Origin of the sequence: Kitasatospora sp. NPDC089913 (assembly GCF_044748625.1) — a bacterium.
Classification (GTDB): Bacteria; Actinomycetota; Actinomycetes; order Streptomycetales; family Streptomycetaceae; genus Kitasatospora.
Map to the genome: position 1 here is coordinate 1 of NZ_JBIVGI010000010.1, position 13,498 is coordinate 13,498.

Annotated in this window: 11 protein-coding genes; 8 read left to right on the top strand and 3 right to left on the bottom strand. The window is 74.4% G+C overall.

Features of this window, described 5'->3' with window-relative positions; all coding sequences use genetic code 11:
- Window positions 1-129: 129 nt before the first annotated feature.
- Window positions 130-1,296, bottom strand: coding sequence for an esterase family protein (locus tag ACIPYS_RS17175; protein ID WP_093859554.1), 1,167 nt, complete (start codon window positions 1,294-1,296; stop codon window positions 130-132).
- A gap of 314 nt (window positions 1,297-1,610) precedes the next feature.
- On the opposite strand from ACIPYS_RS17175, the gene ACIPYS_RS17180 reads away from it, so the two are divergent.
- From ACIPYS_RS17180 to ACIPYS_RS17210, 7 genes are all read left to right on the top strand, one after another.
- Window positions 1,611-2,639, top strand: coding sequence for a substrate-binding domain-containing protein (locus tag ACIPYS_RS17180; protein ID WP_093864744.1), 1,029 nt, complete (start codon window positions 1,611-1,613; stop codon window positions 2,637-2,639).
- Window positions 2,636-3,673, top strand: a complete 1,038-nt coding sequence (locus ACIPYS_RS17185; RefSeq protein ID WP_093859553.1) for an ABC transporter permease — start codon at window positions 2,636-2,638, stop codon at window positions 3,671-3,673. The genes ACIPYS_RS17180 and ACIPYS_RS17185 overlap by 4 nt, the downstream gene beginning before the upstream one ends.
- Window positions 3,670-4,548 (top strand): ATP-binding cassette domain-containing protein, encoded by an 879-nt coding sequence (locus ACIPYS_RS17190; RefSeq protein ID WP_400746954.1) that lies wholly within the window; start codon window positions 3,670-3,672, stop codon window positions 4,546-4,548. Before ACIPYS_RS17185 ends, ACIPYS_RS17190 begins: the two co-directional genes overlap by 4 nt.
- On the top strand, window positions 4,545-5,651 hold the full coding sequence (locus tag ACIPYS_RS17195) for an ROK family glucokinase (protein ID WP_093859551.1): 1,107 nt from the start codon (window positions 4,545-4,547) through the stop codon (window positions 5,649-5,651). Before ACIPYS_RS17190 ends, ACIPYS_RS17195 begins: the two co-directional genes overlap by 4 nt.
- A gap of 344 nt (window positions 5,652-5,995) precedes the next feature.
- Entirely contained in the window at window positions 5,996-7,789 is a 1,794-nt protein-coding gene (ggt, locus tag ACIPYS_RS17200) for a gamma-glutamyltransferase (RefSeq protein ID WP_400746957.1), read from the top strand.
- A 177-nt stretch (window positions 7,790-7,966) separates the two neighbouring features.
- Window positions 7,967-8,770: an exodeoxyribonuclease III gene (locus ACIPYS_RS17205; RefSeq protein ID WP_093859549.1), complete on the top strand. Its 804-nt coding sequence runs from the start codon at window positions 7,967-7,969 to the stop codon at window positions 8,768-8,770.
- A gap of 176 nt (window positions 8,771-8,946) precedes the next feature.
- Window positions 8,947-9,561: a hypothetical protein gene (locus ACIPYS_RS17210; protein ID WP_093859548.1), complete on the top strand. Its 615-nt coding sequence runs from the start codon at window positions 8,947-8,949 to the stop codon at window positions 9,559-9,561.
- A gap of 480 nt (window positions 9,562-10,041) precedes the next feature.
- On the opposite strand, the gene ACIPYS_RS17215 is transcribed toward ACIPYS_RS17210, so the two are convergent.
- Window positions 10,042-10,812, bottom strand: coding sequence for a lysoplasmalogenase (locus ACIPYS_RS17215; protein WP_400746960.1), 771 nt, complete (start codon window positions 10,810-10,812; stop codon window positions 10,042-10,044).
- 316 nt (window positions 10,813-11,128) lie between these two features.
- Here ACIPYS_RS17215 and ACIPYS_RS17220 point away from each other — a divergent pair, with 316 nt between their 5' ends.
- Window positions 11,129-12,955, top strand: a complete 1,827-nt coding sequence (locus ACIPYS_RS17220; protein WP_400746962.1) for a DUF2398 family protein — start codon at window positions 11,129-11,131, stop codon at window positions 12,953-12,955.
- A gap of 329 nt (window positions 12,956-13,284) precedes the next feature.
- Here ACIPYS_RS17220 and ACIPYS_RS17225 read toward each other — a convergent pair whose 3' ends face one another.
- A complete protein-coding gene (locus ACIPYS_RS17225; protein WP_030392070.1) occupies window positions 13,285-13,470 on the bottom strand; it encodes a hypothetical protein in 186 nt (61 codons plus the stop codon).
- Window positions 13,471-13,498: the final 28 nt, after the last annotated feature.

Consider the following 13,498-nt stretch of genomic DNA (forward strand, 5'->3'; position numbering starts at 1 on the left):
CGCGGGGGGGGGGGGGTGGGTGGGGGTGGTGTGCCCGCCCCCCAGCCCCCCGGCGGGGCGCCCCGCGGGCCGCCCCGGCGCCCGGGCCGGCCGCCCCCCCCCCCCCGCCGCCGTACCGCGGGCAGTCCGTCAGTGGGCCGGGATGATGCCGGTCAGCCACTCGAACACGCCCGGCACCATGTCCTTCCACACGTCGCTGGTGTGCGGCCCGGTGGTCTCGACCACCTGGACGGTGGTCGGCGCCTTGGCGGCGCCGGCGACGGCCTGGCCGTCCTCGAAGCCGTCGCCCTTGTTGCCGGAGATGTACAGCGAGACCTTCGGCGGCTGCGGCGCGGCCTTCACGATGCTCACCGGGTTGTTGGCGTCGCGCAGCTTCGCGTCCTTGCCGACCAGCGAGTCCGGCTCCTTCGCCGGGTCGTTGTAGCCGGAGAGGCTGACGCCGGCCCGGTAGCGGTTGGGGTGGGCCAGCGAGAGCTTGGTGGCGCAGTGGGCGCCGGCCGAGTAGCCCGCGATCGCCCAGCGGTCGGCGGAGGGGTCGGCCCGGAAGTTGTCCAGGACCATCTGCGGCACGTCCCGGGTGAGCCAGGTGTCCGCGTTCACCTTGCCCGGCACGTCGGTGCAGCCGGCGTCGGTGCGGTTGCCCAGCAGCAGGGTGCGCGGCGAGACCAGGATGAACGGGGCCACCTTGCCCTGCTGCATCAGCGGCTTGAGCTGCTCGGAGACCTTGAGCGTGCCGTACCAGGTGGAGGAGGAGCCGGGGAAGCCGGGAATCAGCTCGACCACCGGGAACTTCTTGTCCTTGTACGCGGGGTCGTTGTACTGCGGCGGCAGCCAGACCAGCACCTCGCCGTCGACGCCGGACAGCTGGCCCTTGAGGTCGGTCTTCTGGACGTCGTTCGGCACCTTCGGGTCGTCGACGCCGCGGAAGGCCTGCTGGACCTTGTTGGCCGGCGGGTGCGCCGCGTCGCCCGCCGGGGCGGGCGCGCCCGGGGTCGGGGAGCCGCTCTGACCGGCCCCCGCGGCCGGGTCGGCGGGCGGCACGACCGGCACCGCGCGGACGTGCTTGCCGGTCCCGAGCAGGTCGTCCCAGCTGCCGTAGATCAGGTTGGCGTTGTTGACCATCACGAAGACCATGACCACCGCGGTGGCCTGACAGAAGACGATCATGGCGAGCCTGGACAGGACGCGCACGGGCTCGGGTCCCTTGACCCGGGCCCAGGCCCACATCGCCACGGCGATGGAGATCGGCACGAGAACGACCGTGCAGACGAAGAACGGCGTACCTGTCAGTTGCATGAATGTTTCTCGTATCCGGGTTCGAAGCCGCCCGGGCCCCACTCGCCCGGAACGCCACCTCAATGGCATCAGACGGCCCGTAACGGGGGATCGGTTGCCGTCCGAATCTGTGCGGAACCTGAGAGGAACATCACGTTTCCGTGAAGCTCCCTTTTCGGGTCCGCCCCAGTCTGCCACCCTGGCAGGCTCTGCCCGGACCCCGCGTCCAGCGGACTCCCAGGAATCCCCCCGCAGGGCACGATACCGTCCGGACGGATCGGCCCGCCGGGCGAGGCGGTGCGAACGCCCGTCCGCCGGGAGGCGAGACTATGGGGATGAGCACAACCCGCACGATTCCCGTCCGCCGGCTCCGGCCCGTCGCCGCGACGCTGGCCGTCCTGGCCCTGACGGTCGCCGTCGCCGGCTGCAGCAGCACCGGAGGCAGACGCGCCGAGGAGGCCCGCGCCAAGGCCGCCGCCGGTGCCGGCACCGCCGTCACCACCCCGCGCTGGAAGGTCGCCATGGTGACCCACGCCGGGGCCGGCGACGCCTTCTGGGACACCGTGCGCAAGGGCGCCGAGCAGGCCGCCGCCAAGGACAACATCACCTTCCTGTACTCCAACGACGCGCAGACCCAGAACCAGGTCCAGCTCGTCCAGGCCGCCATCGACCAGAAGGTCGACGGCCTGCTGGTCACCCTCGCCAAGGGCGAGGCGATGGCCGACGTGCTCGGCAAGGCCAAGGCCGCCGGCATCCCGGTCATCACGATCAACTCCGGTCAGGAGTTCTCGGCCCGGTTCGGCGCCCTGACCCACATCGGCCAGGACGAGAGCACCGCCGGCCAGGCCGCCGGGACCGAGCTGGCCGCCCGCGGCCGCAAGAACGTCCTCTGCGTCATCCACGAGCAGGGCAACGTCGGCCAGGAACAGCGCTGCGGCGGCGCCCGGGGCACCGCCGGCGGCGCCTTCCAGGTGCTGTACGTCGACGGCGTCAACATGCCCGACGCCCGCGCGGCGGTCTCCGCCAAGCTCCAGGCCGACCCGGCGATCGACACCGTGCTCACCCTCTCCGGCCCGATGGCCGCCACCGGACTCCAGGCGATCCAGGACGCCCACCGCCAGGTCGAGCTGGACACCTTCGACCTGGGCACCCAGGTCGTCTCCGGCCTCAAGGCGGGCACCGTCGGCTTCGCGGTCGACCAGCAGCCCTACCTCCAGGGCTACGAGGGCGTCGACCTGCTCTGGCTCTACCGCTCCAACCTGGACATGCTCGGCGGCGGCAAGCCGGTCGCCACCGGCCCGCAGATCCTCACCAAGGACGACGCGGACGCCCTCGCCGAGTACGTGGCGAGGGGGACCAGGTGAGTTCCTCGGACGTCCTCGTCCAGGGCCGCGAGCGCCCGGCCGCGCTGCGCCGCCTGGCCGGCCGGCCCGAGCTCGGCGCACTGATCGCCGCCGTCGCGGTCTTCCTGGTCTTCGCCGCCGTCGCCGAGCCCTTCCTGCGGGTCTCCTCGCTCGGCACCGTGCTGTACGCGGCCTCCACCATCGGGATCATGGCCGTACCGGTCTCGCTGCTGATGATCGGCGGCGAGTTCGACCTGTCCGCCGGCGTCCTGGTCACCACCGCCGCGCTGACCTCGTCGATGGTCTCCTACCAGCTCACCGCGGTGACCTGGGTGGGCGTGCTGGTCTCGCTGGCCGTCACGCTGACGGTCGGCCTGTTCAACGGGTGGATGCTCTCCCGCACCAAGCTGCCGAGCTTCATCGTCACCCTCGGCACCTTCCTGATGCTGACCGGCGCCAACCTCGGCGTCACCAAGCTGGTCTCGGGCACCGTCTCCACCAAGCCGATCTCCGACATGGAGGGCTTCGCCTCCTGCCGCTGGCTGTTCGCCTCCGAGGTGACCGTCGGCGGGCTGACGATCAAGGCCACCGTCTGGTGGTGGCTCGGCCTGCTGCTGGCCGGCAGCTGGGTGCTGCTGCGCACCCGCTTCGGCAACTGGGTCTTCGCGGTCGGCGGCGACGCGGCCGCGGCCCGGGCGGTCGGCGTCCCGGTCGCCCGGACGAAGACGGTGCTCTACCTGTTCGTCGGCTTCGGCGCCTGGGTGCTCGGCCAGCACCTGCTGTTCTCCTTCGACACCGTGCAGTCCGGCGAGGGCGTCGGCAACGAACTCATCTACATCGTCGCGGCCGTCATCGGCGGCTGTCTGATCACCGGCGGCTACGGCTCGGTGGTCGGCTCCGCGCTGGGCGCGCTGATCTTCGGCATGGCCAGCAAGGGCATCATCTACGCCCAGTGGAACCCCGACTGGTTCAAGTTCTTCCTGGGCGCGATGCTGCTGCTGGCCGCCCTGCTGAACACCTGGGTCAAGCGCCGCGCCGAACGGGGACCCCGATGACCGAGCTGCTCTCCCTCACCGGGGTCGGGAAGACCTACGGCACCGTGCGGGCCCTGGAGGACGTCTCGCTGACCCTGCGGTCCGGCGAGATCAGCTGTGTGCTCGGCGACAACGGCGCCGGCAAGTCCACCCTGATCAAGATCATCGCGGGGCTGCACCGGCACGACGAAGGCACCTTCACGGTGGCCGGCGAGGAGGTCCGCCTCGACTCCCCGCGCCAGGCCCTGGACCGGGGCATCGCCACCGTCTACCAGGACCTCGCCGTCGTCCCGCTGATGCCCGTCTGGCGCAACTTCTTCCTCGGCTCCGAACAGGGGTACAAGCGCTGGGGCGGCCTGCGGATCGACGCCGACGGCATGCGCGCCACCACCCGCCGGGCGCTCGCGGACATGGGCATCGACCTGCCCGACGTGGACCGCCCGATCGGCACCCTGTCCGGCGGCCAGCGCCAGTGCGTGGCCATCGCCCGCGCCGTGCACTTCGGCGCCAAGGTGCTCGTCCTGGACGAGCCGACCGCCGCGCTCGGCGTCAAGCAGTCCGGGGTGGTGCTCAAGTACGTCACCGCCGCCCGGGACGCCGGACTCGGCGTCGTCCTGATCACCCACAACCCGCACCACGCCTACCTGGTCGGCGACCACTTCACCCTGCTGAAGCGCGGTCGCACGGCGGGCAGCCACGCGCGGGCGGAGATCGGCCTGGAACAGCTCACCCTCGAAATGGCGGGCGGCTCCGACCTGGCCGAGCTGTCGCACGAGCTGGGCCGGCCCACGAACGGTCCGGCCAGTCCCGCCGATCCCGCCGATCCCACTGGTTCCACTGGTCCCACTGGTTCCACCGGTCCCGTCGACCCCGCAGAGGAGCGTCCCCAGCCGTGACCAGCCCCCACGGCGGCAACCGACCGCCGGTCCTGCCCACCCTGCTCGGCCTCGGGCCGCGCGCCGAGCGCCGCCGCCGGGCCCTTCCGGCCGGCCTGCTCCGGCTGCCGACCATCGGCGTGGACATCGGCGGCACCAAGGTGGTCGCGGGTGTGGTCGACGGCGAGGGCAAGGTGCTGGAGAAGCTGCGCACCGACACGCCCGACAAGTCCAAGAGCGCCAAGGTGGTCGAGGACGTCATCGTCGAACTGGTGCTGGAACTCGCCGACCGGCACGACGTCCACGCGGTCGGCATCGGCGCGGCCGGCTGGGTCGACGCCGAACGCTCCACCGTGCTCTTCGCCCCGCACCTCAACTGGCGCGGCGAACCGCTCCGGGAGGCGCTCAGCTCCCGGCTGCGCTTCCCGGTCGTGGTCGAGAACGACGCCAACGCCGCCGCCTGGGCCGAGTGGCGTTTCGGCGCCGGCCGGGGCGAGGAGCACATGGTGATGCTCACCCTGGGCACCGGCATCGGCGGCGCCGTCGTCCGCGACGGCTACGTGGACCGGGGCAAGTACGGGCTGGCGGGCGAGTTCGGGCACATGCAGGTGGTGCCCGGCGGCCACCGCTGCCCGTGCGGCAACCGGGGCTGCTGGGAGCAGTACTCCTCCGGCAACGCACTGGTGCGGGACGCCCGCGAACTGGTCGCCGAGGAGTCCCCGGTGGTCCAGGCGCTGCTGGCCCGCGCCGGCGGCACCGTCGAGGGCATCACCGGCCCCCTGGTCACCGAGGCCGCCCGGGCCGGCGACCCGACCGCCACCGAACTGCTCTACGACGTGGGCACCTGGCTGGGCGTCGGCATCGCCAACCTGGCGGCCGCCCTCGACCCGGGCCGCTTCGTCATCGGCGGCGGCGTCTCCGAGGCCGGCGACCTCCTCCTCGCCCCCGCCCGCGACACCTTCCGCCGTACCCTCACCGGCCGCGGCTTCCGCCCCGAGTCGACCATCGTGCACGCCGCCCTCGGCAACGAGGCCGGCCTGGTCGGCGCCGCCGACCTCGCCCGCCAGGTCGCCCGCCGCTTCCGCACCATCAAGCGCCGCCGGGTGGAACGCGCGGTGCCGTAGCGGGTCGTACCGCGGAACGCCTCCGGGGCAGGAAGTCGGTCCGGCCGACTTCCTGCCCCGGAGGCGTTCCGGGACGGTGTGTCAGCCGGCCGACTTCCAGCGGTTGCGGCCGTCCGTGCCGGGGCCGCAGACCATCGGCGTGCCTGCGGCGGTCATGCTTCTTCATCTCTTCGTCTCTTCATCTCTCCGATCTGTTCGAACCCGAAAGGTGATCACCGCCCGGGCGGGAGGTCGGGTGGCCCGGCGCCCCGTGTCAACTACCCGTTGGTAGCACCGTGGCCCTGTTGTCGGGGTCATGGCTGTTGTGAAACAACGGAGTTGACGTCCATTCAGGAGGAGTCCGCATGAGAGCTCTGGTCCGGATCGCACCGCCGTTACTGCTCGCCACCGCCCTGGTCTGCACGGTCGCCGCCGGGCCGGCCGGGGCCGCGGCGCCGCCCGCGAAGGTGCCCGAGGCGGTCGGCCGGGGCGGTGCGGTCGCCAGTGTGGACGCCGATGCCACGGCGGCCGGGATCGAGGTGCTGCGCAAGGGCGGCAACGCCGTGGACGCGGCGGTCGCGGTGGCCGCGGCGCTCGGTGTCACCGAGCCGTACTCGGCCGGCATCGGCGGCGGCGGGTACTTCGTCTACTACGACCACGCCACCGGCCGGGTCCACACCATCGACGGCCGGGAGACCGCCTCCCGGACCGCCGACACCTCGCTGTTCCTGGAGAACGGCCAGCCGCTGCCCTTCGCCGACGCCGTCACCAGCGGCCTGTCGGTCGGCGTGCCCGGCTCCCCGGCCACCTGGGAGACCGCCGTCGGACTCTGGGGCCGCCGCAGCTTCGCCGAGGCGCTCGAACCCGCCCGGCGGATCGCCGAGCGCGGCTTCACCGTCGACCAGACCTTCCAGGACCAGACCGCGCTCAACCAGGCCCGGTTCAAGGACTTCCCCGACACCGCCAAGCTGTTCCTGCCCGGCGGAGCGCTCCCGGCGGTCGGCTCCACCTTCCGCAACCCCGACCTCGCCGCCACCTACCGGCAGCTCGGCCAGGAGGGCACCGAGGCCCTGTACCGGGGCGGGATCGCCGCCGACATCGTCCGCACCGTCCAGCACCCGCCGGTCGATCCGGCCTCCGGCCGGGTCGCCCGCCCCGGCAAGGTGGACGCCACCGACCTCGCCGACTACCGGGTCCGCCGCCAGCAGCCGACCCACGTCGCCTACCGGGACTACGACCTCTACTCGATCGCCCCGTCCAGCTCCGGCGGCACCACCGTCGGCGAGGCGCTCGGCATCCTGGAGGACGGCGAGCTCGCCGACTACGACACCACGCAGTACTACCACCACTTCCTGGAGGCCTCGCGGCTCTCCTTCGCGGACCGCAACCGCTGGGTGGGCGACCCGGCGTTCAACGACGTCCCGGTCAAGGAGCTGCTCTCCGCCCGGTACGCCGCCTCCCGGGCCTGCCTGATCAGCCCCGACCGCGCTCTGACCAGCCCGATCGCGCCCGGCGACCCGCGCCACCCCGCCGCCTGCGCGACCGCCGGGCCCGCGCCGGCCGCCGAGCCCTACGAGGGGCTGAGCACCAGTCACCTCACCGTGGCCGACCGCTGGGGCAACGTCGTCTCCTACACGCTGACCCTGGAGCAGACCGGCGGCAGCGGCATCACGGTCCCCGGCCGCGGCTTCCTGCTCAACAACGAGCTGACCGACTTCAACTTCACCCCGCTGGTGCCGGGCGTGCCCGACCCCAACCTGCCCGGCCCGGGCAAGCGGCCGCGTTCCTCGCTCTCGCCGACCATCGTGCTGCGCGACGGCGAGCCCGTGCTGGCGGCCGGTTCGCCCGGCGGGGCGACGATCATCACCACCACCCTCCAGGTGCTGCTCGGCCGACTCGACCGGGGGCTGAGCCTGGAGCAGGCGATCGCCGCGCCGCGCGCCAGCCAGCGCAACACGGCCGCCACCCAGGCCGAGCCCGGCTTCCTCGCGCTGCCCGAACGGGCGCGACTGGAGGCGCTCGGGCATGTGTTCGCCAGTACGCCGGAGATCGGTGCGGCGACCGGTGTCGAGCGGCTGCCGGACGGCCGCTGGGTCGCCGCCGCCGAACCGGTGCGCCGCGGCGGCGGCTCGGCGGCGGTGGTCCGGCCCGAGCCGTGAGGCGGCCCGAGCCGTGAGGCCGGCCCGAGCTACGAGACCGGACCGAGTGGTGGGCCGGCCCGAGCCGTGAGGCCGGACCGGTTTGTCGGTGCCGTTCGGTAGATTCGGGGTGGGCGTCGTCCGGGCGACCGGGGCGCCCACCCCGTCCGTACCGAACCACCGGGAAGGCCGCCCGCCGTGACCGTCCGCATCGCCACCTGGAACATCAACTCCGTCACCGCGCGGCTGCCCAAGCTCCTCGAATGGCTGGAGAGCGCCAAGCCGGACGTGCTCTGCCTCCAGGAGCTGAAGTGCGCCGCCGACGCCTTCCCGTACGAGCCCGTCCGCGAGCTCGGCTACGAGACGGCCGCGCACGGCAACGGCCGGTGGAACGGCGTGGCGATCCTCTCCCGGATCGGTCTCGACGAGGTCGTGCGCGACCTGCCCGGGCAGCCCGGCTACCTCGCCGACGACGCACTGCTGCCCGACGTCGAGCCGCGTGCGATCGCCGCCACCTGCGGCCCGGTCCGGGTCTGGTCCGTCTACGTGCCGAACGGGCGCGAGGTCGACCACGCCCACTACCGCTACAAGCTGGAGTGGCTGGAGGCGCTGCGGGTGGCCTCGCTGGACGACGCCGCCGGTGAGCGCCCGTTCGCCGTCCTCGGTGACTTCAACATCGCCCCGACCGACGAGGACGTCTTCGACCTGGCCGCCTTCGAGGGCCTCACCCACGTCACCCCCGCCGAGCGCGCCGCCCTCGCCGCCCTGGACGCGGCCGGCCTGCACGACGTGCTGCCCCGCCCGCTCAAGTACGACCGCCCCTACACCTACTGGGACTACCGCCAGCTCGCCTTCCCGAAGAACCGGGGCATGCGGATCGACCTCACCTACGCCAACAAGCCCTTCGTGGACGCCGTCACCGACAGCTATGTCGACCGCGAGGCGCGCAAGGGCAAGGGCACCTCGGACCACGCCCCGGTGGTCGTCGACCTCGACCTCTGATTCCGCTTCCTCTTGGGGGCCGGTCACCGACGGTGGCCGGCTCTCGCTCGAACGGGCCAGAGCGGTGGCCGGGTGCGGAGGGTGTGCCTACCGTCGGTGAGTGACCGGGTGCAGTTGTTCGATCACGTGGACTTCGGAGTCCCCGGCTGTGCCCGAGAGAACCCGGAGGTTCCGGTATGCGCCCCACGCGTACGGCCGCCGCCGCCCTGATCGGCGCGACGGTGCTGACCGGCCTGACGGCCCCCCTCGCGCTGGCCAAGGACGGCGCGGCCTCGGTCAGCCCGTCCCAGGCCGCACCGGGCCAGACCGTGACGGTCACGGTCGCCTGCGAGAAGTCCGACAAGCCCAACGCCAAGACCATCACCGCCAACTCGCCGGCCTTCGAGGGCGGCCCGGCCACCCTCACGCTCGGCTCCGACGGCAAGCACACCGGCTCCGCCCGGCTGGCGAGCAAGAACAGCGGCGAGAACAAGATCGACGGCAGCTGCCCGGACGGCGGCGCCTTCACCACCAATGTCACGGTGACCACGGTCTCGGTGTCCACCGGCGGCTCCTCCGCGCCCTCGGGCCTGGGCGGCTGGAGCGAGGCGGCCGGCGAGTGGGCGGGCTCGCTCGGCCAGTCCGGTGCCGGCAGTCAGCAGGTCGCCCCGCACGGTGCGGTGAAGACCGGTCTGGGCGGTTCGGTGGCTGCCGACCCCGCGGAACTCGCGGGCGGCGCGCTGCTGGTGGTGGGCGGGATCGGCGGCTTCTGGCTGCTGCGTCGGCGGTCGGCCGGCGCCGGGTCCGCCTGACGGGACGTTTCTGCTGGTGCGGGCCGTTCGGCATTGCCTCCGGCGTGCGGCCTGCTGGTGCGGCCGGTGGCGTGCGGGCCGCACCTGGGCGGGTGGCGGGTGTTCGTGGACTTTGCAAAGTGCACTTTGCAAAGTCCACGTCCCGCTTTGCGGTGCTGGGGTGCCGTCGGACGCAGCGTCCGACGGCACCTTCGTGCGTGCGGTCGGCCCTGGTTTCGTGGGGTGGAACGTTTCTCCTGGGGCGGCCTGCCCGGGTGTCCGTCGACTTTGCAAAGTGCACTTTGCAAAGTCCACGAACACTTTGCAAAGCCGGGTGCCGTCGGACGGGGCGTCCGACGGCACCCGGGCGCGTTCGGGCGGTGAGCGGCGTGCCCGGTGTTCGTCAGGGTGTGGCGGCCGCGAATTCGGTGGTCGCGAATTCGGTGGACACGGACACGGACACGGACACGGGCGCGGCCATGGCCCCGGCCCGGGTAGCGGTCACGCCCAGGCCGGGGCCGCGCCCGCGCCCGCGCCGGCGGCGGTCGGCGCCCCGGCCGCCGCCGGACCGTCGGCCCCCGCCTCCCGCTCCTCGGCGGCCCGCAGCGCACCGCTCGCCAGCAGGTACTGCGCCAGGAGGTACGTGGCCATGATCCAGAAATCGTGCCCCGGCAGCTCCCGCCACTTCGCCAGCTTGGTGGCGATCAGCGTGTCCGAGAGCAGGAACAGCGCCCCGCCGAGGCCGCCCCGCGCCCCGAGCCCGGCCGAGGCGACCGCCGTCGAGGCGAGCAGCAGGCTGTAGCCGGCCACCGGCGCCCGCAGGTCCCCGAGATCGGGCCAGAGCCGGCCCACCATCGTCACCCAGGCCGTCGCGTACGCCGCCGCGACCACCATCGTCCGCCGCCGGTCGGTCAGCGCGCCCTGGCCGACGAACATCGTCACGTAACAGACGTGCGCCGCCGCGAACGATCCCATTCCGGCCAGGAACGCGGTGTCGTCGCCGAGCTGGAGCAGCACGTCCCCGCCCGCGCTCAGCAGCAGCGCCGGCGCGAGCAGCTTCGGCGCGCGCCGGCCCGCCTCGGTGGCCCGGGTGACGCTGTGCGCGGCGAGCAGCGGCATCAGCGCGGGCTTGGTGGCGTGCCGCAGCGCGGGCGTCCCGGTGAGCAGCGCCCCCAGGTGGGCCGCGGAGGTGGCGGCGTAGCCGGTGAGCAGGCCGCCGGCGGAGCGCAGCCGGCCGCCGAGAACGGCGCGGGTGGTCGTACGGATGCTCATGCGGCGGTGTCCTCCGGGCGGTGGGGGAGCGGACGGGGCGGGTGGAGCGGCGGGCAGGGGAGCGGGCGCGCCCGTGCCGGTCACCATCCTGCCGGGCGCCGCGGGCGACCGGCAGGGGGCGTGGATGAGATTGTTACCGGTGCGTAGGTCCGGCCGTGCAACCGGGGTGACGTGTCCCCCGTGGGACGCGGGTCCGGTGCCCGTCCGGACCCCGGTGGCCCTCCGGTCGCGGTCCGGCCGCCGTTCGGCCGGATGTCGTCGGGACCCGGGCGGCTGCCAGCATGGGCCGCCCCCACCGTCTAGTCTGGTCCCCGACATGGAGCAGCAGGAGTACGCGACCGGCGCCGCGCGGACGGCCGGTGGCAGGTCGGACGGGCGCGCGGGCGGGGCGGGGCGGGGCACCACCACCGCCGTCGTCGTCATACGCGGATCCGGCTCCCGGGTCGCCCCCGGCACCGGAGCTGACGCCCCGCAGGACGCCCCGCAGGACGCCGCGCCGGTCGGCGGCTCCGGCTCCCCGTCCGCCGCCGGGCTATCGCCCGACCCCGGGTTGCTGCGGCTCGCTCGTTGGTTCGCCGAGGCCGAGCCCGGTACCGCCGACGACCTCTGCGCCGCCTCCCTCGGCCTCTACCCGGCGCGCCACTTCGGCGCCCCGGCCGGACCGTCCGCCGTCGACCCGGCCGCCGCCGACCCGTTCGCCGCAGGGCCGCCGACCGCCGAGGTCAGCTGGTGGCACGGTCCCACCGCGCACATCCCCGCACCGCTGCGCGCCCGCGAACCGCGCCCGGCCGGTGGTCTGCGCCGCGCCCGCCGGGACGCCGCCGCGCTGCCCGTCGTCCTCTCAGGTGCCAAGCCGGGCACGCCCGGCCGTCACCGCAAGCCCGAACGCTCGCGGAGTACCGGTACCGTCCCGCAGGATCGTTCCGCCGCGACCACCGCCGCCGAACGCCGGATAGCCGCCCGGCTGCTCGTCGCCCACCCGCTGGTGACCGCCTCCGGGCCGCACGCCGACGGCTTCCCGCTGATCCGCCGTCACCGCGACTGGCTCGCCGAGCGCTTCGACACCCTGCTCGGCTACCGCCTGGTGGTCGGTCCCTGGCACGCCCGTCTGCACAAGGCGGGACTCGGTCCCGGTGCCACCCGTCGCCTCGAACACCCCGCCACCGGTGCCCCGTTCACCCCCGGCGGCTACGCGCAGCTCGCCCTCGCGCTGGCCCTGCTGGTCGACGCCCCCGAGCGACTCCCGCTGGACGGCCTGCTCGCCGCGATGGACGCCGTCCGCCCCGGGCCCGGCCCGGCCGCGCGGTCGGCGGACCGGGCCGAGCTCGCGATGGCGCTCGCCGTGCTCGCCGACTGGCAGGTGCTCACCGACCTCCCCGCCGCGGCCCTCGCCGACCCGGCCGCCGCCGGTCCCACGGTGCTGACGGTCGACCGGGAACTCGCCCGCGCCGTCCCGGTCGGCCCGCCCGCGCTCGCCGACGACGCCACCGACCTCATCCGCCGCGCCGCCGAGGCCGAGCCGGGCACCGCGGTCCGCCGCCGCCTGGCCGAGACCCCGGCCGTGCTCGCCGCCGACCTGCCCGAGGACCAGCGCGCCTGGCTGCGCGACCACGGCCGCACCGGCCCGGCGGCGCTCGCCGACTTCCTCGGCCTGGAGGCGGAGCAGCGGGCCGAGGGCGTCGCCCTGCTCGACCCGGCGGAGGAGCTCACCGACCTCGCCCTGCCCGGCGCCGACACGGCCGCCCAGGCGGCCCTGCTGCTGGTCGAGCGCCTGGTCGAGGAGGTCCGGCCGCTGCCGGGCGAGACCGCGGGCACCGACGTGCCGGTCCCCGACGCGCTGATAGACGGCGTGCTCGGCGACATCGCCGACGAGTACGGCCTGCCGGCCGGCTGGCGCCGCGACTACCTCGCCGACCGCACCGCGCTCCGCCGCGACGCGCTCGACCTGCTCCACCGGATGGGCCTGATCACCCCCGCCCCGCGCGGCACCCGCCCCCCGGGCTGGCTGCTCCGGGCCCCCGCGGCGCGCTACGCGCCGGCCCCCGACCTGCTCCCCGCCCCGGGCACCGGCCGCCACTCCCGGCCGGACCCCGCTCCCGTGATCCCCGCCCCCGCTGCGCCCCGGGCCGGTCAGCCGGTCTGATCCGCGTCGGCCCGGCGGCTGTTCGCGGGATGTCCTCGCCGGTTCGCCGGTCGTCGGTGGTGGCGGGCCTTCCCGACCTGACCCGGCCCGGTCCCCGATCCTGCCGCCGCGGTCGTCCGCCCTGCCCCGCGACGTCCTGCCCTGCCGCGCCCCGCGACGTCCTGCCCTGCCCCGTGACGCCCGCCCCGGCCCGTCCGGCCCCCCGCTCGCCCCGGGCGTGGGAGCGGGCACGGGAAAGCCCGCGCCGCAGCGAGGCGGGCGGGCGGTGGTGGGCCGTGGTGCTGTTGTGCGGCGGCGCCGGTGCGCGCCGGTACCGGTGTGCGGTGGGGCTACTTCCGGACGGTCGCCGTGGCGGTGGCGACGGTGCCGTGCTGGACGGTCTCGACGGTGGCACCGACACCGAGGATGCCCAGGGCGACGGAAGCGAGGACGGCGGAGCTGGCCAGGACGCGTCGGTGGCGCTTGGGCATGGGGAAGCGCGGGTCCTGGGAGGTCGCCGGAGGGATGGCGTTCATGGCAGGGAGGTTTCCAGGGCGGTGTTAA